This window comes from Streptomyces sulfonofaciens, assembly GCF_014656295.1.
Classification (GTDB): domain Bacteria; phylum Actinomycetota; class Actinomycetes; order Streptomycetales; family Streptomycetaceae; genus Streptomyces; species Streptomyces sulfonofaciens.
Window position 1 is genome coordinate 366927 of sequence record NZ_BNCD01000003.1, and the last position, 19956, is coordinate 386882.

17 protein-coding genes are annotated in these 19956 nt (G+C 75.0%); 4 read left to right on the forward strand and 13 right to left on the reverse strand.

Annotated features, from left to right (window positions below):
* Window positions 1-8: 8 nt before the first annotated feature.
* The 4 genes from IE313_RS07365 to IE313_RS07380 form a co-directional block, all read right to left on the reverse strand.
* A complete protein-coding gene (locus tag IE313_RS07365) occupies window positions 9-1037 on the reverse strand; it encodes a 6-phosphofructokinase (RefSeq protein WP_189930125.1) in 1029 nt (342 codons plus the stop codon).
* A gap of 143 nt (window positions 1038-1180) precedes the next feature.
* Window positions 1181-1825 carry a response regulator gene (locus IE313_RS07370; protein ID WP_189930279.1) on the reverse strand — a complete coding sequence of 215 codons (645 nt, stop codon included), beginning with the start codon at window positions 1823-1825 and terminating at the stop codon, window positions 1181-1183.
* Window positions 1826-1925: 100 nt separating this feature from the next.
* Window positions 1926-3251 carry a MacS family sensor histidine kinase gene (gene macS, locus IE313_RS07375; protein ID WP_189930126.1) on the reverse strand — a complete coding sequence of 442 codons (1326 nt, stop codon included), beginning with the start codon at window positions 3249-3251 and terminating at the stop codon, window positions 1926-1928.
* A 37-nt stretch (window positions 3252-3288) separates the two neighbouring features.
* Window positions 3289-4029: a lysophospholipid acyltransferase family protein gene (locus tag IE313_RS07380; protein WP_189930127.1), complete on the reverse strand. Its 741-nt coding sequence runs from the start codon at window positions 4027-4029 to the stop codon at window positions 3289-3291.
* Between the two features lie 265 nt (window positions 4030-4294).
* On the opposite strand from IE313_RS07380, the gene IE313_RS07385 reads away from it, so the two are divergent.
* Together IE313_RS07385 and IE313_RS07390 are read left to right on the forward strand one after the other, a co-directional pair.
* Window positions 4295-5074 (forward strand): alpha/beta hydrolase, encoded by a 780-nt coding sequence (locus tag IE313_RS07385; RefSeq protein WP_189930128.1) that lies wholly within the window; start codon window positions 4295-4297, stop codon window positions 5072-5074.
* 487 nt (window positions 5075-5561) lie between these two features.
* Window positions 5562-6200, forward strand: coding sequence for a hypothetical protein (locus IE313_RS07390; protein WP_189930280.1), 639 nt, complete (start codon window positions 5562-5564; stop codon window positions 6198-6200).
* 378 nt (window positions 6201-6578) lie between these two features.
* Here IE313_RS07390 and IE313_RS07395 read toward each other — a convergent pair whose 3' ends face one another.
* The 6 genes from IE313_RS07395 to IE313_RS07420 all read right to left on the reverse strand — a co-directional run bounded on the left by IE313_RS07395 (window position 6579) and on the right by IE313_RS07420 (window position 11996).
* A complete protein-coding gene (locus tag IE313_RS07395) occupies window positions 6579-7355 on the reverse strand; it encodes an endonuclease/exonuclease/phosphatase family protein (RefSeq protein WP_189930129.1) in 777 nt (258 codons plus the stop codon).
* A gap of 118 nt (window positions 7356-7473) precedes the next feature.
* Window positions 7474-8415 (reverse strand): ROK family glucokinase, encoded by a 942-nt coding sequence (locus tag IE313_RS07400; RefSeq protein ID WP_189930130.1) that lies wholly within the window; start codon window positions 8413-8415, stop codon window positions 7474-7476.
* A gap of 53 nt (window positions 8416-8468) precedes the next feature.
* Window positions 8469-9167: a DUF5304 domain-containing protein gene (locus IE313_RS07405; RefSeq protein WP_189930131.1), complete on the reverse strand. Its 699-nt coding sequence runs from the start codon at window positions 9165-9167 to the stop codon at window positions 8469-8471.
* A gap of 113 nt (window positions 9168-9280) precedes the next feature.
* Window positions 9281-10495: an ArsA family ATPase gene (locus tag IE313_RS07410; protein WP_189930132.1), complete on the reverse strand. Its 1215-nt coding sequence runs from the start codon at window positions 10493-10495 to the stop codon at window positions 9281-9283.
* A gap of 94 nt (window positions 10496-10589) precedes the next feature.
* The gene (locus IE313_RS07415) at window positions 10590-11027 is read right to left on the reverse strand and encodes an SRPBCC family protein (protein WP_189930133.1); all 438 of its coding nucleotides are present in this window, start codon (window positions 11025-11027) and stop codon (window positions 10590-10592) included.
* Between the two features lie 213 nt (window positions 11028-11240).
* Window positions 11241-11996: a metallophosphoesterase family protein gene (locus tag IE313_RS07420; RefSeq protein WP_229924467.1), complete on the reverse strand. Its 756-nt coding sequence runs from the start codon at window positions 11994-11996 to the stop codon at window positions 11241-11243.
* Between the two features lie 440 nt (window positions 11997-12436).
* Between IE313_RS07420 and IE313_RS07425 the strand changes: the two genes are divergently transcribed.
* A complete protein-coding gene (locus IE313_RS07425; protein WP_189930135.1) occupies window positions 12437-14248 on the forward strand; it encodes an AMP-dependent synthetase/ligase in 1812 nt (603 codons plus the stop codon).
* Window positions 14249-14558: 310 nt separating this feature from the next.
* Here IE313_RS07425 and IE313_RS07430 read toward each other — a convergent pair whose 3' ends face one another.
* Window positions 14559-15710: a glycosyltransferase family 4 protein gene (locus IE313_RS07430; protein ID WP_189930136.1), complete on the reverse strand. Its 1152-nt coding sequence runs from the start codon at window positions 15708-15710 to the stop codon at window positions 14559-14561.
* A gap of 203 nt (window positions 15711-15913) precedes the next feature.
* Between IE313_RS07430 and IE313_RS07435 the strand changes: the two genes are divergently transcribed.
* Complete coding sequence (locus tag IE313_RS07435; RefSeq protein WP_189930137.1) at window positions 15914-17170, forward strand: glycosyltransferase 87 family protein; 1257 nt, start codon at window positions 15914-15916, stop codon at window positions 17168-17170.
* A gap of 220 nt (window positions 17171-17390) precedes the next feature.
* On the opposite strand, the gene IE313_RS07440 is transcribed toward IE313_RS07435, so the two are convergent.
* On the reverse strand, window positions 17391-18578 hold the full coding sequence (locus IE313_RS07440) for a hypothetical protein (RefSeq protein ID WP_189930281.1): 1188 nt from the start codon (window positions 18576-18578) through the stop codon (window positions 17391-17393).
* A 208-nt stretch (window positions 18579-18786) separates the two neighbouring features.
* A complete protein-coding gene (locus IE313_RS07445; RefSeq protein WP_189930138.1) occupies window positions 18787-19812 on the reverse strand; it encodes a C40 family peptidase in 1026 nt (341 codons plus the stop codon).
* Window positions 19813-19956 lie beyond the last annotated feature (144 nt).

Sequence of the window (19956 nt, forward strand, 5' to 3'; positions counted from 1 at the left end):
GGCGCCGGTCAGCCGAAGAACACGCTTACCTCCTCGTAGAGCGCGGGGTCGACGGTCTTGAGCTTGGCGGTGGCCTCCACGATCGGCACCCGGACGATGTCGGTGCCGCGCAGGGCGACCATCTTGCCGAAGTCGCCGTCCCGCACCGCCTCGATGGCGTGCAGTCCGAAGCGCGTGGCCAGCCAGCGGTCGAAGGCGCTGGGCGTGCCGCCCCGCTGGACATGGCCGAGCACCGTGGTGCGTGCCTCGTTCCCGGTGCGCCGCTCGATCTCCTTGGCCAGCCACTCGCCGACGCCGGAGAGCCGGACGTGGCCGAAGGAGTCGAGCGAGCCGTCCTTGACCACCATGTCGCCGTCCCTGGGCATGGCGCCCTCGGCGACGACCACGATCGGCGCGTACGAGGCGCGGAAGCGGCTGGTGACCCAGGCGCAGACCTGCTCGACGTCGAAGCGCCGCTCGGGGATGAGGATGACGTTCGCCCCCCCGGCGAGGCCCGAGTGCAGGGCGATCCAGCCGGCGTGCCGGCCCATCACCTCGACGACGAGGACGCGCATGTGCGACTCGGCGGTGGTGTGCAGGCGGTCGATGGCCTCGGTGGCGATGCCGACCGCGGTGTCGAAGCCGAAGGTGTAGTCGGTGGCGGACAGGTCGTTGTCGATGGTCTTCGGTACGCCGACGCAGTGGATGCCGTACTCGTCGGCGAGGCGGCCGGCCACGCCCAGCGTGTCCTCGCCGCCGATCGCGATCAGGGCGTCGACCTCCTGCTTGGCGAGGTTCTCGCGGATCCGGCGGATGCCGCCCTCGACCTTCAGGGGGTTGGTGCGCGAGGAGCCCAGAATGGTGCCGCCGCGGGGCAGGATGCCGCGCACCTGGGGGATGTCCAACTGGAAGGCGTCGCCCTCCAGCGGGCCCCGCCAGCCGTCGCGGAACCCGACGAAGTCGTATCCGTACTCCTGTACGCCCTTGCGGACGATGCCCCGGATGACGGCGTTGAGCCCCGGGCAGTCGCCGCCTCCGGTCAGTACTCCGACCCGCATGGAATGGTCCCTTCGCCCTAGGGGAGCTGATGGCGCACACGCTAGTAGTGATGCACGTCACTCCGGGATGGGGCGAATGGCCAATTCCGCGGCATTCACGCGGAGTTGATCTTTAATGTTCACCCGAAGGTGGCTCTGTGCCGTCAAGCCTCGTCAAGGCCCCTTTCGATGGCATAGCGGACGAGTTCCACACGGTTGTGCAACTGGAGCTTGCCCAGGGTGTTCTGGACGTGGTTCTGCACGGTGCGGTGCGAGATGACGAGGCGCTCGGCGATCTGCTTGTAGCTCAGACCCTTGGCCACCAGCCGCAGCACCTCACGCTCCCGGTCCGTCAGCCGGGGCGCCCCCGGCTCGTCGGGTGCGGCGGGCGCGGGCTCGGCGGCCAGCCTGCGGTACTCCCCGAGCACCAGACCCGCGAGGCCGGGCGTGAAGACGGGGTCGCCCGCCGCGGTCCTGCGCACCGCGTCGATCAGCTCCTGCGTGGAGGCCGACTTGAGCAGATAGCCGGTGGCACCCGACTTCACCGCCTCCAGCACGTCGGCGTGCTCCCCGCTCGCGGACAGTACGAGGACGCGCAGGGCGGGGTCCGCACCGACGAGCTCCTTGCACACCGCCACACCGGGCTTGAGGGGGAGGTTGAGGTCGAGCACCAGGACGTCGGGGCCGGTGGCCCGGGCCCGGCGCACGGCCTGCTCGCCGTCGCCCGCCACGGCCACCACCTCGAATCCGGCCTCGGCCAGGTCCCGGGCGACGGCATCGCGCCACATGGGGTGGTCGTCGACCACCATCACCTTCAGGGACGCCGGGGACGCTGCCGCGGCCGCCGCCTCCGGCGCGCCGTCCGCTCCCCTCGCCTGCGGCCCGTTCTCCCCGCGCCCCTCGCGCACCTCATCCCGCCTTCCCCCGCGGGGCCGCCCGCCGCGGAACCGTCAGTTCGACCTCTGTGCCCTGGCCCGGTACCGAGACCAGCTCGGCCCGGCCCCCGATGTCCCGCAGCCGTCCCCTGATCGACAGCGCCACCCCGAGCCTGCCCTCCCCCACCGCCTCGGCGAGCCTGCCCTCCGGGATGCCGGGCCCGTCGTCGCGGACGGTGACGACCACCGCGTCGGGCTCGTCCTCGACCAGGATCCAGGCGCGCGCCCGCTCCCCGGCGTGCCTGCGGACGTTGTCCAGCGCCGCGCCGACCGCGGCCGCCAGTTCCCCGGCGGCCGGCGCGGGCAGCGGCACAGGCGCGCCCGGCTCGGAGAACGTCACGCGGGAGCCGGCGTACGGGGCGAGCAGGGACCGCACGTCGACGGGCCCGTCGACGGGACCGGCATCGGCGGCTCCTGACTCGTCCGCGCCGGTCTCCTGCCCGCCGGTTGCCGCGGCGCCCGCCGTACCGCCGCCCCGCGCCGCGCCACGACCGCCCGCGCGGCCGGTGCCCGTCCGCCCACCGCCGTGCGCGACCGCCGCGGCGGGGCCGCCGGCCGCGCCGGCGACCCGGACCAGGCCGCTGGTGACCAGGGCGCGCAGCGCGGCCTCCTGCTCCCCCGCGAGGCGGCCCAGCTCCGCGGCCTCGCCGCCCAGGGCGCGGCTGCGGCGCTGCACCATCGCAAGGACCTGCAGGACGCCGTCGTGGATGTCGCGGGCCAGGCGCTCACGCTCCCGGGTGGCGGCCTCGATCTCCAGTGCGCGGGCCAGGGTGCGTTCCGAGGCCCGGGCCACCTCGACGACGTAACCGATCGCGATCGCCGCGACCCACACCAGCAGGACGTTGTGCAGGGTGGCGCGGCTGAGGGCGCCGCGCTGCACGATGTCGGCGGCGCCGACGAGGACCGCGGCCCCCGCGGCCCAGCGCCAGCCGCCCTTGAGCGCGAACGCCAGCACCGAGCCGGCCGTCCAGATGCTCGGCAGGGTCGGGGCGCCCGCCACGATCCGGGCGTGCTCGGCGGCGACCGGGGTGAGCAGGATGCCGGACAGCGCGAGGGTGAGGTCGACCGCGAGGAACCGGCGCGTACAGGCCGCCGCGCCGGTCACACAGCGCCAGGTGGCGGCCGTCCAGGCGGCCAGCACCGCGAAGTAGGCGATGGCGACGGCGGGCCGCGCGAACATCTCGTGGGAGAAGGCGAAGAGACCTATGGCGTAGAGCAGGGTTACCGGGCGGTAGACGGCGAGCGCACGCCACAGCGGCTGCTCGACCGACATCCTGATGACCTTCTCGCGCCCCGCCATGCCCCGCCCCTCGATGGACCCCGCCCCGGTCAACCGCCTACGCGGCGCGGGTCCTTCCCGTCCTGCCCGCCTTGTCCGCCCGCTCCTGCTTGGCGGCCTCGGCGATCCGGCGCTTGGCGGCGGTCGCGTAGATGTCCACGTACTCCTGTCCGGAGAGCTTCATGATCTCGTACATCACCTCGTCGGTCACCGCCCGCAGCACGAACCGGTCGTGCTCCATGCCCTGGTAGCGGCTGAAGTCCAGCGGCCTGCCAATGCGGATGCCCGGGCGCATCAGCTTGGGGACGACCTTGCCGGGCGGCTGGATCTTCTCGGTGTCGATCATCGCTACCGGGATGACGGGCACGCCCGCGGCGAGCGCCACGCGCGCGAGGCCGCCCGGCTTGCCGCGGTAGAGCCGCCCGTCGGGCGAGCGGGTGCCCTCCGGGTAGATGCCGAACAGCTCACCGCGCTCCAGGACCTCGATACCGCTTCTGATCGCCGCCTCGCCCGCGCCGCGCACGCCCGAGCGGTCCACCGGGAGCTGGCCCACGCCCTTGAAGAAGGCGGCCGTCATCCGGCCCTTGATGCCGGGTGTGGTGAAGTACTCGGCCTTGGCGATGAAGGTGACCTTCCGGTCGAGCACGGCGGGCAGGAAGAAGGAGTCGGAGAACGACAGATGGTTGCTGGCCAGGATCGCGGGGCCCTCGGCTGGAATGTTGGCGATGCCTTCCACCCAGGGCCGGAAGGCGAGCTTCAGCGATCCCCCGAGGGAGAACTTCATTGCGCCGTAGATCACCGGGGCCTCCTGTGTCTGTGGGTCCGACCATACCCGGACCGCGCCCGTCCACCCCGCGCCAGCTCCCGGAACGGCCCTGGTCGGTGTCGGTGGGGTCGCGTACGGTGAAGTACGCCGTGTCGGTGGGCGCCGAGCGTCCGGCCGTCCACCGCCCGGGGTGCCCGGCGCTGCCCGCGTGCCCCGCCGCCCCACCGCACGGACCCGCCCGACCGCAGGTCCCCGCCCGCACGGGCAGGCCGTACCCACACGAACAGGAGACCCGAAGGTGCCGGTACTCCCCGGAGCCGAGCCGTACCGCCACGACGGCGGGGACGTCGGCGTGCTCCTCTGCCACGGTTTCACCGGTTCCCCGCAGTCGCTGCGCCCCTGGGCCGAGTACCTGGCCGGGCACGGACTGACGGTGTCGCTGCCGCTGCTGCCCGGGCACGGCACCCGCTGGGAGGACATGCAGCTCACCGGCTGGCAGGACTGGTACGCGGAGGTGGACCGCGAGTTGCGTGCGCTCGGCGAGCGGTGCGCGCGGGTCTTCGTGTTCGGGCTCTCCATGGGCGGCGCGCTGGCCCTGCGGCTCGCGGCCCGGCACGGCGCGGCGGTGTCGGGGATCGTGGTGGTCAACCCGGCGGTCAGGGTGCACGGCGCCGCCTCGTACGCCCTGCCCCTCGCCCGGCACTTCGTGCGCTCGGCGCGGGGCCTGACCGACGACATCGCCAGACCGGGCCACCACGAGCTCGGCTACGACCGGGTGCCGCTGCAGAGCGCGTACTCGGTGCGCCGGTTCTTCCGGCTGGTGGACGGCGAGCTGCCGCAGGTCACGCAGCCGCTGCTGCTGCTGCGCAGCACCCGGGACCACGTGGTGCCGCCGGCGGACTCGGCACGCGTGCTCAGCAGGGTCTCGTCCACGGACGTCACCGAGACCCTGCTGGAACAGAGCTACCACGTCGCGACGTTGGACCACGACGCGGACCGGATCTTCGAGGACAGCCTCGCGTTCATCGGCCGGCTCGCCCCCAGTCTCGGCAAGGAAGGGACGGCCACCGGTGGCTGAGCAGGACGGACCTCGCCCCGACTTCGACCGCGAGGAGCGCCGGGCGCCCGAGGAGGGCGCCACGGGCCCCGTGCGGCCCGGCCCCGGCGCAGCCGGGCCGGCTGTGCCCGAGCCCGCGGCGGTGGGGCCCGCACCCGCCGAGCCCACCGCCCCCGAGCCCGGCCCCGCGGAGGCCGCGGCCCCCGAGGGCGCCGCCCCGGACGCCGCGGCAGCACCCGGCACCGGGGACGCGATCGGTGCCGACGCGGTGGCCGCGGAACCGGCACTGCCGGACGGGCACTCCTCCCAGGCCGAGACCGGACCGGGGCGCGCGACGGACCAGGACGCGCCCGGGGCGACCGGCGGGCCGGGCACAACCGGGCCCTCGGCCGCTCAGGAGCCCTTCGGCCCCGTGCAGGAACCCTTCGGCCCCGTGGAGAAGCCCTTCGGTCCCGTGCAGGAACCGTTCGGCGCCGTGCGGGAACCCGCCCGGAAGGATCCCGCCGGCGTGGCGGGACCGGGCGGGGAACCGGGCGCGGAGGAGCCCGCCGAGGCGGGCGCACCCGGCTTCGACGAGGACGCCGCGTGGGCCGCCATCGTCGCCGGGTACGGGGAGGAGCCGCCCGACCCGCCGGGCGCCAAGCCCTTCAAGCCCATCGAGGACCTGCTCCTGCCGGAGCCGGAGCCGGGGCCGGGCACCGCGGACGGCGGCACCGGGCGCCGCCCCGGCGCGGACGCCGCCGAGGAGGCCGCCGAGGGCGGCGCGGACGGCACGGACCCAGGCAAGCCCCCGCGCCCCGGGCACCCGCTCGGCGGCTCGGTCGCCTTCGCCCCCGGCGTGGGCCCGCGCGACTACCGCCCGGCGCGGCCGTCCGGCGGCGAGGACGAGGCCGACGACGAGGGCCACTTCATACCGCCGGAGCCGCCCCCGCTGCCCGCGGCGGACACCACCGCCAGGTTCGGTTGGCTCGCTGTGCTCGGCGGCCCTCTCCTGCTGCTGCTCAGCGTGCTGTTCGGCTGGCAGATGACGTGGTGGCTGGCGACACTCGGGATCGGCGGCTTCGTCGGCGGCTTCGTCACCCTGGTGGTGCGGATGAACCCGGGTGACGAGGACGACGACGATCCGGGCCGCGGCGCGGTCGTCTGAGCACAGGGCAGGACCCGCCCGGGGCCCGCGGCAGAGCAAGGGCGCAGCCCGTGCCTTCGCGGCAGCCCGCGCCTTCGCGGCGCCCTGACGAACGGAGGGCGTCGCAGCCGGGCGCCGGGTGTCGGCAGCCGCACGGCCGGACCCGGCAGGACGACGCCAGGGTGGTCGAGCGGTATGCGCGGCGCCCACCGGCCGTGCCCGGCCTCCGTCGCCCACGAGCGCTTCGGGTCGCCGACGGTCCGCCGGGGCGGGCGCGGCCGGGGCGGGGCGTGCGCAAGGAGACCGCGCGCAGCCGTCGTGCCCGGGCGGCCCGTTTCGCCACCGGGTGGAGCGGCGCCCGTGGAGCGGTGAACGCCGCCGGCCCCGGCGCGACGGGCGCTAGTCGCCCGCCGGCGGGATCCTGAGCGCCGCCAGGACCGGAAGGTGGTCCGTGGCCGCCCTCAGATCCTGGTGGCGCACGCCCGGCAGGTCCCTGGGCACGCCGCAGGCCAGCACCTCCACGCCCTCCGTGGCGAAGATCGCGTCGATCCGCTGTCGCGGCCCCGTGGCCGGCGCGGTGTGCTCCGCGCCCCAGGGCGCAAGGGCCCAGCAGTCCCGAAGGGCCCCGGCGAGACGGCCGAACGTCCGCCCCCCGGGACGGTCGTTGAGGTCGCCGCCGGCGACGGCGTAGGGCACGTCGAGGCCGTGCAGATGGTTGAGGAGCATCCCGGCCTGGGCGTAGCGCTCCTCGTCCTGGAGCGAGAGATGGCAGCTCAGGACGCCGAGGCGGGCCCGGCCGAAGCGGACCACGGCCGTGGCGAAGCCGCGCCGGTGCAGGCCCGGGGCGCGCGGCAGCAGTACGTCCTCGCTGCGCTCCACGGTGGCGCGCAGCGAGCAGAGCAGTGCGGGCCCCGCGGCCGGGGCGCCGCCCGAGAGGATCACGAGTCCGGACCGGGACGCCAGCCGAGCCAGCTTCTTGCGCCACCGGAAGAACCTCGGCGCCTCCTGCACCAGCACCAGGTCTGGAGCGCAAGCCCGGATCACCCGCGCGAGGGCGTCCGTGTCGTCCCGTATCGACCGGATGTTGTAACTGAGCACCCGGATGACGGCGGAACCGTCCTCCTCGGTACGGGAGCCGGGCATCGGCCTGGTGTCGCTGGATGTGCTGGTGGGCATGGCGATCAAGATACGGGAAGCGGTGCGGGCACCTCACCCCGCCGGCGGCGGACGACAGCGGACGGCGGCGGGCAAAGGCGGCGGGGCCGGGCACCTGACGGGCCCGGCCGAGGCGGTGTCAGCCCTGCCTGGCGAGGTCGGCCGCACCGACCAGGCCGGCCTTGTTCCCCAACTGGGCGGCCAGCACCTGGGCGTGCGGGCGCCACTGCCCGCCGATCAGCCAGCGCCGGAAGGACTTGCGGATGGGTTCGAGCACCAGCTCGCCCTCGTCCGAGACGCCACCGCCGACGATGAACGCGGACGGGTCGAAGAGGGAGGCCAGATCGGCGAGTCCGGCACCGGCCCAGCGGGCCAGCTCGCGGAACGAGTCGACCGCGACCGGATCGCCGTGCCGGGCCGCCTCGCTGACGTGCCGGCCCTCGATGCCGTCCGGGGTGCCGTCGCCGAGGCGGAGCAGTGTCTCGGCGTTCTCCGGGGTGGCGTTGGCGCGCTGCTTCGCGTACCGCACCAGAGCCCGTCCTGACGCGTACTGCTCCCAGCAGCCCTGGCTGCCGCAGCCGCACAGCAGGCCGTCCGGTACGACGCGGATGTGGCCGAACTCGGCGGCCACGCCGAAGCGTCCGCGCCGGAGCTTGTTGCCGATGATGATGCCGCCGCCGAGACCGGTGCCGAGCGTGATGCAGATGACGTCGTCGTGGCCCTGGCCCGCGCCGAAGCGGTACTCGCCCCACGCCGCGGCGTTCGCGTCGTTCTCCACCACGACCGGCATGCCCACGCGCTGCTCGACCTTGTCCTTCAGCGGCTCGTGACGCCAGTGGACATTGGGCGCGAAGAGCACGGTGGCACGCTTGTCGTCCACGTAGCCGGCGGCCCCGATGCCGACGGCCTCGATCTCGTGCCCCTCTCCGGCGCCGGTGACGGCCGCGCAGATCGCGTCGACGATGCCCTCGGCGGTCGACGGGGTGGGCACGGTGTGCGTCTCGAGGATCGAACCCTCTTCGTCGACCACTCCGGCCGCGATCTTCGTGCCGCCGATGTCCACCCCGATGGTGAGTCCCATGTGTCCCTCAGTTCCGGTCGAGCCCCGCTACGGCCAACCGTACCCGAGCGGAGTCAGTCCAGGTCGATGTGTTCGCCTGGTCCCGGGCCCTCGTCGCGCCGGTCAGGGCCGGTTCCGTGACCGCCGTGGTCCGGGTGGGCGGAGGTGCCGCCGTGGTCCCCGCCGCCGTCCCGGCGGGAGCCGGGGGCGCGGGTCCAGCGTTGCTCCTGGGCGGCCACGGCGGAGCGGTAGGCGGCGAGGAGTTCGGAACCGGCGGCGGCGAGATGGTCGAAGACATCCGGATTGCGCTGGATGACCGGATCCACCGCGGCCCTGGCCTGCCGGACGGCCTGCTGCACCACCTGCTGCGCGGCGCCCTGCGCGGCCATCCCGAACAGGGGCGCGGCCGCCCCGGACAGACCGGAGAGCTTGTCGGCCACGGCGTCGACCAGCCTGCGCAGTTCCTCGGCGGCGGATCCGGGCGGCGGGCCGTACCTGGCGCGGCGGCGCGCCTGCTCCTCGGCGAGGTCCTCGGCGCAGGCCGCGGCCCACGCGCCGGCGTCGGGCGGACCGACCGGGTCGTGCCCGGCCCGGCCCTCCTCCCGGTGGCCGGTGCCGCGCTCCCGGTCCGGGTCGGCGTGGCCGCCGGCCGCGTCCCGCCGGTGCTGCGGGCCTTCCTGGTGCTGCCGTTCCTGCTGGTGCTGCCGGCCCTGCCGGCCCGGGGTCTCCCACGGGTCCTCGGGGAGGTCCGGGCGCTCGGCGGCTTCGCTCATGGCGGTCTGACTCCCGCGGACGGATCTGGGCTTCGTACCTTCGACGGTACCGGACCGCGGGTGCTCCGTTCACGGGACGTGCGCAACGCGGCAGGCCGCGGTGCGGGAACGGGTCAGCCGCCCCGCGGCCACAGGCCGGGGTCCGGCCTGAAGCGGATGCGCAGCTCGCCGTCGTGCAGACCCGCGCCGTCCACCGTGCAGCGGCGCAGCGCGGACGGCAGGCCGACGACCCGGCGGAACGGGCCCACCGTGAGGACCAGTTCGTCTCCTCGTCTGACCAGGTCGAGCTCCGCGCGACGGGCGCCGGGCAGCGGAATGCGCCAGACCAGCACCCCGTCCTCGGCCCGGTGGTCGGTCAGCGGCCACGACAGGTGCCCTGCGGCCCGGTGGGGCGGCGCGGCGGCCACCGCGGGGACGGCCAGGGCCAGCAGGTCGTCGGGGCCGCGCGGCTCCCGTCCCGCGTGTCCGACCTCGTGGAGCGGGCCGTACCCGCCCGCGGGCCCGGGGCCGCCCGCGCGGGCGCCGGCCCACTCGTCGAGGATCTTGCGCTGGGCGGCGGCGAGGCCCCCGAGCCAGGGGTCCGGCCCGGACGCGGGCAGGACGCGGTTGGCGATCAGGGCGTCCGCGCGCAGGCCGTGCAGGGCGAGGCCGGCGGTGGCGGTGCGCACGGCCTCCGCGCCCGCCTCCCCCGGCTCCGCGACCAGCCGCACGGTGGTGCCCGGGTCCTCGATCACGCTCTGCACGGTGGCCAGCTCCACGTCCCAGCGGCCCGCAGCCTCGTAGAGCCCGTCGGTGGGCACCGGGACGCCCGCGAGCCGCCCCAGCACGGGCCGCAGGGCACGCGCCGCCCTGCGCTCCTGCGGCAGCAGCCGGCGCAGGTAGCGGCGCAGTTGCTCGGGCAGCGCGAGGGCGGCCAGGGCCTCGCAGTCGGCGGGCAGATCGGCCACCACGAGCTCGTAGGGGCCCTCGGCGGCCGTGCGCAGGGCGCGCAGCAGGGCCAGCTCCCGGCTGCCCGGCAGCGGGGTCAGCTCGTCGTCGTCCAGCGGCGCCGCACCGAGCAGGCCGAGGACGGAGGAGGCACCCCGCTGGAGGGCGAGCAGGTCGGCGCGGAAACGGGCGGCCGGATCGGGACGCAGCACCGTGAGACCGGGGAAGGGGCTCACCGGCGCGGGGCCGGTGGGGGTGCCGAGGGCCGCGCCGGCGCTGTCGGTGGCATCGGTGGTGAGCAGCAGGGTGGCGGTGCCGGCGCGGGCGGCCCGCACGGCGGTGGCCGCGGCCAGGGTGGTGCGACCGGCTCCGCCGGGTCCGGTCAGCAGGACGGTGCGCATGTGGCGCTCCCGCCCGCGGTGGGGCGCACGTGCTCTTGCGGGCGGCGCGGCGCGGCTGCGCACGACCGGCGCACGGGACGGTTGCGCACCGCGGCTACCTGGACTCCACGCGCTTCTTCAGGCCCGCGAGGGCCCGGTCGATGACGACCTTCTCCGCCTTGCGCTTGATCATGCCGAGCATGGGGATCTTGACGTCGACGGTGAGGCTGTAGGTGACCCGGGTGCGGTCGCCGCCGGCCGGTTCGAGGGAGTAGCTGCCGTCCAGGGAGCGCAGCATCTGGGACTTCACCAGGGTCCAACTGACCTCGTTGGGGCCGTGCCAGGTGTAGGCGAGCGTCTGGTCGTCCTTGATCGCGCCGGCGTCCATGACGAGCCGGACCTGCTCCGCGCGGCCCTGGCCGTCGGTGGCCAGCACCTCGGCCTCCTTCACCTCGCCCGTCCAGTCCGGGTAGCGGGCGAAGTCGGCGATGACGTCCATGACGTCGGCCGGTGCCGCCTCGATCGTGATGCTCGAACTGGTGTGTTCCGCCATCGCCGTGGCTCCTCCAGATACGGGTCCGGCCAAGGGTGTCGGACAGTGTGAACGCTGCGAAAGTGCCGGACTTCGAGGGCGCCCGGCGGCCCGTGCAGCGGAAGGCTACCGCGCGCGGGCGCACCACCCGGACCGGCGTCTCTCCCCGGCCCCCCGCGACACGCCTCTCCCACCGCCCGACGCTGTGCCTCCCCCACCACCCAACCCTGTGCCTCACCACTGGAGGGCGAAGGGCCGCCCGGAGGAGGCGAAGTGCCCGACGTTCACGCACTCCGTCCGGCCGATCCGCATCCGCTGCGCCAGCGGCTGGTGCACATGGCCGAAGAGCGCGTACCGCGGACGGGTCCGGCGGATCGCGTCCAGCAGCGCGAGGCTGCCGCGCTCGAAGCGGCGGGCCACGGTGTCGTAGACCAGCTCGGGGACCTCCGGCGGGATGTGCGTGCACAGCACGTCCACCTCGCCGACGGCCTCGATCTTCGCCGCGTACTCCTCGTCGCCGATCTCGTACGGAGTGCGCATCGCGGTGCGCAGGCCACCACCGACGAAGCCGAAGACCCGGCCGGCGATCTCCACCCGCTCGCCGTCCAGGACCCTGGTGCCGGACCCGGCGTACTCCGGCCACAGGTCCGGCATGTCGACGTTGCCGTAGGTGGCGTACGTAGGAGTGGGGAAGGCCGCGAACAACTCGGAGTACTGCTTGCGCACCGCCTTCTCGATGGCCGCACGGGGGTCCGCGCCGACGGCCGACCAGAGTCCGGCGCCGAAGGCACGGGCCTCCTCGAAGCGGCGGGCGGTGCGCAGCTCGACGATCCGGTGGGCGTTCTCGGCACCGAACAGGTCCGGGAAGATGCCGCGCGAGTGATCCGCGTAGTCCAGGAAGAGGACCAGGTCACCGAGGCAGACGAGCGCGTCGGCGCCCTCCCCCGCGCGGGCCAGGTCGCGGGCGTTGCCGTGCACGTCGCTCACCACGTGGATGCGCGTCCCGCGCGCGCCGTGGGCGCCGGACCGGCCCCGCGCGTCGTATACAGGACGCTGACCGAATGCTGTGCCTCCCATACCGATGCCTCCCATACCGAACAAGCGTAGGCCCCCCGGGAAACTGGAAAAACAGTGGAACAAACACGGCCAGAGCGGCCGGACCTGCGGCAACTTCCTACTCGGGAAGGGAGTGGACTAGTGTGCGCGAAGCACCGTCATGGCGTGTGACGCGGCAAACATCTGAGCGGGCCCCCTACCGCGCAAGTGGTACCCATGGGTAACGTCCGGGCAGTTCAGTGTGCCGTGGGTGCTCAGCGGTTCGGCGGTTTTCAGCCATTGACGCCCGTAGCTCATCTGCCCGAGCCTTGGACCGCACCGTCGCATCGCACCAACCCCCCTGTGGCGCCGGCGCCCTATGAGGAGCAGCAGTCTTGCGCGAGTTCAGCCTTCCGGCCCTGTACGAGGTCCCCACGGACGGCAATCTGACCGACATCGTCCGCAGAAACGCCGCTCAGCATCCGGACGTCGCAGTCATCGCGAGGAAAGTGGACGGCGTCTGGCAGGACGTCACCGCCGGGGCCTTCCTGGCCGAGGTGCGCTCCACCGCCAAGGGCCTGATCGCCTCCGGTGTGCGTCCCGGCGACCGGGTCGCCCTGATGTCCCGCACCCGCTACGAGTGGACGCTGCTCGACTTCGCCATCTGGAGCGCGGGCGGGATCACGGTGCCCGTGTACGAGACCAGCTCGCCCGAACAGGTGCAGTGGATCCTCGGCGACTCCGGCGCGGTGGCCTGCCTGGTCGAGACCGGTGCGCACGCCGCCGCGGTGGAGTCGGTGCGCGAGGGGCTGCCCGGGCTTGCGGCCGTCTGGCAGATCGAGCCGGCGGGCGGTCGGCCGGGGGCGGTCGAGCAACTGCGCGAGGCGGGTGCCGGCCTCGGCGACGAGGTCGTCGAGGAGCGCTGCTCGGTGGCGAAGGCGGACGACCCTGCCACCATCGTGTACACCTCGGGGACCACTGGCAGGCCGAAGGGCTGCGTGCTCACCCACCGCAGCTTCTTCGCGGAGTGCGGCAACATCGTGGAACGGCTGCGCCCGCTGTTCCGCACCGGCGAGTGCTCGGTGCTGCTGTTCCTGCCGCTCGCGCACGTCTTCGGGCGCCTGGTGCAGGTGGCGCCGATGATGGCGCCGATCAAGCTGGGCTGCGTGCCGGACGTCAAGCAGCTCACCGACGAGCTCGCCGCCTTCAGACCCACGCTGATCCTGGGCGTGCCCCGGGTCTTCGAGAAGGTCTACAACTCGGCCCGCGCCAAGGCGCAGTCCGAGGGCAAGGGCAAGATCTTCGACAAGGCCGCGGAGACGGCCATCTCCTACAGCCGGGCCCTGGACTCCGCCGCCGGCCCCTCCCTCGGCCTCAGACTGAAGCACAAGACGTTCGACAAGCTCGTCTACAGCAAGCTGCGGGCGGTGCTCGGCGGCCGCGGCGAGTACGCGATCTCGGGCGGTGCGCCGCTGGGCGAGCGCCTGGGCCACTTCTTCCGCGGCATCGGCTTCACGGTCCTGGAGGGCTACGGCCTGACCGAGTCCTGCGCCGCGACCGCCTTCAACCCGTGGGACCGGCAGAAGATCGGCACGGTCGGCCAGCCGCTGCCCGGCTCGGTGGTCAGGATCGCCGACGACGGCGAGGTGCTGCTGCACGGCGAGCACCTGTTCAAGGAGTACTGGAACAACGAGGCCGCGACGGCCGACGCGCTGGCCGACGGCTGGTTCCACACCGGCGACATCGGCACCCTCGACGAGGACGGCTATCTGCGGATCACCGGCCGCAAGAAGGAGCTGATCGTCACGGCCGCGGGCAAGAACGTCGCGCCCGCCGTGATCGAGGACCGCATCCGCGCGCACGCGCTGGTCGCCGAGTGCATGGTGGTCGGCGACGGGCGGCCGTTCGTCGGTGCGCTGATCACGCTGGACGAGGAGTTCCTGGAGCGCTGGCTGAAGGAGCACGGCAAGCCCGCCGGCACGCCGGCCGCGGCGCTGCGCGACGACCCCGAGCTGCTCGCCACCGTCCAGCAGGCCGTGAACGACGGCAACGCCGCGGTGTCCCGTGCCGAGTCGGTGCGCAAGTTCCGGGTGCTGCCGTCCCAGTTCACCGAGGAGTCCGGTCATCTGACGCCGTCGCTGAAGCTCAAGCGGAACGTCGTCGCCAAGGACTTCGCGGACGAGATCGAGGCGCTGTACCGCGGCTGAGGCCCCGCTTACGGGCACCTGCGGGACGCCCGCGGAGCACGGCGGGCACGGAGCGCGGCAGGCACGGATCGCCGGTGGCGACGGATCACCGTCGGCGGCGGGCCACCGGACGCTACCGGGCAGGACCACCGGCCGGGACCGGGCAGGACCGGCCGTGCCGGACCCCGGCAGGCCAGCGGCGCCCGTGCCGTCCGTCGGCCCGTGTGGGCGCCCCGGGCCCGGAGCCGCCCGGCGGGCCCGGCCCCTCGCACTTCGGCCGGCCCCGGTCTGCCTCGGCCTCCCCGGGTCCCCCTCGGTCTCCTTCAGCTCCTCACAGCAGTGCTCTCAGGCGTCCCGCCAGCAGGTCCCACCGCCACTGCTCCTCCACCCAGGCGCGCCCCCGCTCGCCCATCCTGCGCCGCAGACCGGCGTCGTCCAGCAGGGCGAGGACGCGCTCCGCGGTTCCCGCGGCGGCCCCGGTGCCCGCGCCGCGCACCACGTACCCGCTCTCGCCGTCGAGCACGGCGTCCGGCGCGCCCCCCGAGTCGCCGGCCACCACCGGCAGCCCCGTCGCGGACGCCTCCAGGTAGACGATGCCGAGGCCCTCCACGTCGAGCCCGCCGCGCCGGGTGCGGCAGGGCATGGCGAACACGTCGCCCGCGCCGAAGTGGGCCGGCAGCTCCTCCCAGGGCACCGCGCCGGTGAACCGCACGGAATCGGCCACGCCGGTCTCCTCGGCCAGGGCCCTCAGCCGCTTCTCGTAGGGGCCGCCGCCCACCAGCAGCAGGACGGTGCGGGGCTGCCGGGCAAGGATCCGCGGCAGGGACCGCACGAGCGTGTCCTGGCCCTTGCGCGGCACCAGCCGGGACACGCAGACCACCACCGGCCGTCCGGTGAGCCCGAGCCGGGCGCGGACCGCCTCGCCGCCGGAGTCCGGGTGGAACGCCTTCTCGTCGACGCCGGGCGGCAGATGCGTCATCCGCGCGGCGGCCTCGGGCGTCAGCGCGGCGGCGATCCGGGTGCGCGTGTACTCGCCCAGGTAGGTCACCGTGTCGGTGCTCTCGCCGATCCGGCGCAGCAGGCGCCTAGCCCCTGGCAGCAGCGCCCAGCCGGCCTCGTGGCCGTGCGTGGTGGCCACCAGGCGGGTGGCGCCGGCGCGCCGCAGCGCGGGCGCCATCAGGCCGAGCGGCGCGGCGGCGCCGAACCAGACCGATGTGCAGCCGTGCTCCCGCAGCAGCCCCGCGGCGCGCCGGGTCACCCGGGGCGTGGGCAGCAGCATCGTGGTGGGGTCGCGCACCACCGTGAAGGGCTGCTCGCGGTCGAAGGCCGCGGTGGCCTCGGCGCCCTCACGGCCGCGCTTCCAGGTGGAGGCGTAGACGACGGTCCTGTCCGGGTCCAGACGCCGCGCCATGTTGTGCAGGAACGTCTGGATGCCGCCCGGCCTGGGCGGGAAGTCGTTGGTCACGATCAGGGTCCTGTGCATCGCCGCCGACAGTACCGAACGGCCCTGCCCGATGGCCTCCGGGCACCCGGGCCCGGCATCATGACGGGGTCGGCGACGGCCGCGGGCGCCCGGCCATCGGGCGCCGGGTGCGGACGGGCGACGGCACGGCGACGACGACAACGGCGACGGCACGGCGACGGCACGGCGACGGCGACGGCAGTGAGGGAGCGGGCGAGGTGGGCATGGCTGCCAGGGCGGCGAGCAGGGTCCCGCAACCGCTGTGGGCCGTCGGCGCCTTCGCCGCCACCAGGGCCCTGCTGCTGCTCTGGGTGCTGGGCGCGCTGCCCTTCCCCGGGCTCGACGTCACCGGTGACGTGTCCGTGATCTACCACGGCTGGTACGAGGTCCTGCGCACCGGCCGCTTCCCCGGCTCCGACGTCACCTGGCAGTACCCGCCCGGTGCCGCCCTCGCCGTGCTCTCCCCCGCGCTGCTGCCGTTCCTGGCCTATGCCCGGGCTTTCTTCGCCGTGCTGTTCGCGGCCGATGCGCTGGTGCTCGGGATGCTGCTGTACGCGGCCCGGCGGCCGGGCAGGTCGGCGCGCGGCGCCTGGGTGTGGGTGGCCGGGGTGCCGCTGCTCGGCCCGACCGCGTACGCGCGGTACGACCTGCTGGCGACCGCGGTGGCGGTCGCCGCGCTGCTCGCCGGCGTCCGGCGGCCGAGGGTGCTGGGGGCGCTCGCCGCGTTCGGGGCGCTGCTGAAGGTGTGGCCGGTGCTGGTGCTGGCGGGCACCCGGCGCGGGCGGGCCACGGTGCGGTCCTGGGGGACGGCCGCGCTGGTCGGCGCCGGCCTGCTGCTCACGGCCTGGGCCGCACTGCCCGGAGCGCTGGCGTTCCTGCGCTTCCAGCAGGCCCGCGGCACGGAGGTGGAGTCGCTGGGCGCGCTGGTGCTGCACGCCGCACGGCACCTGGGCTGGCCGGGCGAGGTGGCGCTGCACTACGGCTCCGTGGAGTTCCTCGGGCCGCACGTGCAGCTCGTGAGCGGCGTCGCACAGGTCTTGTCGGGGCTGGCCCTGGGCTGGCTGCTGCTGTGGCGGCGGCTGGCGGGCACGTGGCCGCCGGGCACCCTCGCCGACGCCGCCTTCACCGCGGTCCTGCTGTTCACCACCACCAGCCGGGTGATCAGCCCCCAGTACATGGTGTGGCTGGTGGGGCTCGCCGCCGTGTGTCTGCTCCGCCGCACCGGCCCGATGCGGGCGCCGGCCCTGATGGTGCTGGCGGCGACCCTGGTGACGACGCTGGAGTTCCCGGTCTGGTTCGGCCATGTGGTGGCCGGTGACGCCCTGGGCATCACGCTGCTGTGCGTGCGCAACGGCCTGCTGGTCGCCGCGTCGGTCACCGCCGGGGTCCTGCTGTGGCGCCGCACGGTGCGCCCTCCCCGGCACCGTGCGGACTCGCCGGAGTGCGTCCGAGGGACAGAGGAGCTGGTCGATTCACACTGACGGGCGGCCTGCCGGCGACGGACGCGGCCGCGCCGCGCTCCGGACACCGCGAGCCCGCCCCTCACCCGGCCGGCTCCCCCACCCGGCCGATCCCCTCACCCCGGCCGCCCGCACCTCGGCCCCCTCACCCCGGCCGAGCCGCCCTCGGCCCGACCGGGCCCGCCGCCCGCTCCGTCCGGTCTCCCGGCCATCCGCCGCCCGCCCCGTGTGCATCGCCCGGTCAGCCCAGTTCGCGGCGCAGGTACGCCCGCCACCGCGCGGTGAACTCGGCGCGGCTGACACCGAGGACGTCCCGGAACGCGTCGTCGACCGCGCCGGCCCGCTCCCGGTGGGCGCCCACCGCGCGGTAGAAGTCCTTCAGCCGCGTCCCGCCCCACTGGTCGGCGATCATCCGGCAGGCCAGCCAGCCGCCCTCGTACGCCTCGGCGAGCGGGTCGGCCTGCCGGGAGAAGCCGAAGTCGGCGTCACCGGGCAGCTCCTTCGGCACCCGCCCCCGCCGTACCGCACGTTGCAGCTCGGGGGCGGCCTGGGCCGGGGTGCGGCGGGTGCCGCGGTAGCCGACCCAGTCGGCATAGCCCTCGGAGAGCCAGAGCGGGGTGGCCGGCGAGGTGGCGGAGCGGGTGGCCACGTGCGTGGTCTCGTGCGTCAGCACGACCTGGCGGCCGAGGTCGTTGAGCACACCGTAGGCGTCCGGGTTGACGATGATGCGGTCGGCGGGCGACCGTCCGGCGCCGCCGACCTCGCCGGTGGTGACCGCCGCGATACCGCGGTACGCGGCCGGCGGCGAGCCCAGCAGGCCCGCCATGCCCTCCAGCGAGGCGGGCACCTCCACCACCACCCGGCCCGACCAGCCGCCGCCCCAGGCGTCCCGCACCGCGGGCACCGCGTGGTCGGCGAGCCTCGCGAAGTCCCGGAGCCGCGCGGTGTCCTGACCGACGCCGAGGACCAGGCTGTGCGTGCCGTCCACGGCGACCACCCGGCCCTGCTCCCAGAGCTGCCGGGCGGTGTGGCCGCCGGGCCGGTCGGCGGTGACGTACCAGCGCCCCTCCTTGCGGTGCAGGGTCAGGGCGCGAGGGGCGAGGACCGGGGCGCTGTCGTAGCCGTCGATGCGGAAGCGCAGCTCGGCGGTGGCCCGGGCGGCCGCGCCCGAGCGGTGGAAGGCGGTGACGTGGTAGGCCCAGGAACCGAGTGGGACGGCGGCGAGGTTGCGGAAGGCGGTCGCCGATCGCCGGGCCGCCGACCGGTCCTCGCCCGCCCCGCCCGTCGCCAGGTAGGCGCTCTCGTCCCGGTCGAGCACCGCACGCGCACGCCGGTCCAGCAGCCGCTGCACCTGTGCGGCCGCCGGGTCGGCGGGCGCAGCACCGTCGCAACCGATCAGCCCTGCCGAGCCGACGGCCCCCGCGCACAGCACCGCGAGGGCGCGCCGGAGCCGCACCGCCCGTCTGCCACCACCGCCACCCGCCACGCACACGATCGTACGGCGCACGGCGCCACCCCTCATGACGAGCGCAGGCGTCCGGGTCCGGCGCCCCGCCTCGCGCTCGCCGGCCGGGCGGCGGCGCGGACGCCCCCGCCGGACGACCGCGCGCCGTTCGGGTGCCGCCGGCACCCCGCCGTCAGATCCGGGTCACGGACGACACCGGCATCATGCCCACCGGGTCGTAGCGCACCGGCGCACCCGGGTAGGGGGCGTGGATGACCTGGCCGTGGCCCGCGTACATCGCGATGTGGCTGGCGTCCTGGCGGTAGGCGACGAGATCACCCGGCCGGGCCTGGGCCGGCGGCACCCGGCGTCCCGCATACCGCTGCGCCTGCGAGGTGCGGGGCAGTCCCACCCCCGCCTGGGCGTAGGCCCACTGGGTGAGCCCCGAGCAGTCGAAACCCGCCGGCCCGTTGGCCCCCCACACATAGGGCCGGCCGAGGGCCGAGCGTGCCGCGGCGAGTGCGGCCGCCGCACGCTGCGTGGCCGGTGGCGCGCCCGGGCCCGCCGCGGGGAACCGGCCGGGTGGCGAGGAGTGCCCGAACACCGCGCGCTGGGCGGCGGTGAGGGTGCGCAGCAACCGCCTGGCCTCGGCGAGCTTGTGCTCGACGGTGCGTTTGTGGCGGGCCGCGACCCGGCGGCTGTGCTCCAGTTCGCGCAGAGTCCTCTCGGCCTCCGCACGGTCCTGCGCGAGGCCCCGCCGAAGCGTCTCCAACTCCTTCAGGCGACTCGCCGTACGGGTGCCGATCCTGTCGAGGGTGGTGGCCGTGTCCAGGAACTCGTCCGGCCGCGACGAGAGGAAGAGCCGCAGGGCGGGGTCGACACCGCCGGTGCGGTACTGCGCCCCGGCGATCGAACCGAGCGCGTCCCGTATCTCGTTGACGCGCTGTTGCCCGTGGGCGAGCCGGTCCTGTGCCGAGGAGACCCGCGCGGTGAGCCGGTGCGTCTGCTCGGTGGTGCGGTGGTAGGCCTCGGTGGCCCGCTCGGCCTGCCGGTACAGCCGGTCCACCTCGGCCCTGGCGTCGGTGTGCCGCTCGGTCGGCGCGGCGTCCGCCGGGACCGCGGCGAGTGCCGCGGCCGCGGTGGCCGTGGCGGCGGACAGGACGGTGACTCGGGTGCCGCGGCCTGCGCCGGGGCCGGGGATGCGGCGATGGGACCCCACAGGTAGCCGCTCTCCTTCCGCTGACGGACCCCCGGGTACGGGGGAATTCGACGCCAGAGAGTAACCGCACCACTACGCACCGAGCACGGGCCGACGTGCGGCCGAAATGCACGAACCCCGCCGCAGACGCAGGTCAGCGGCGGG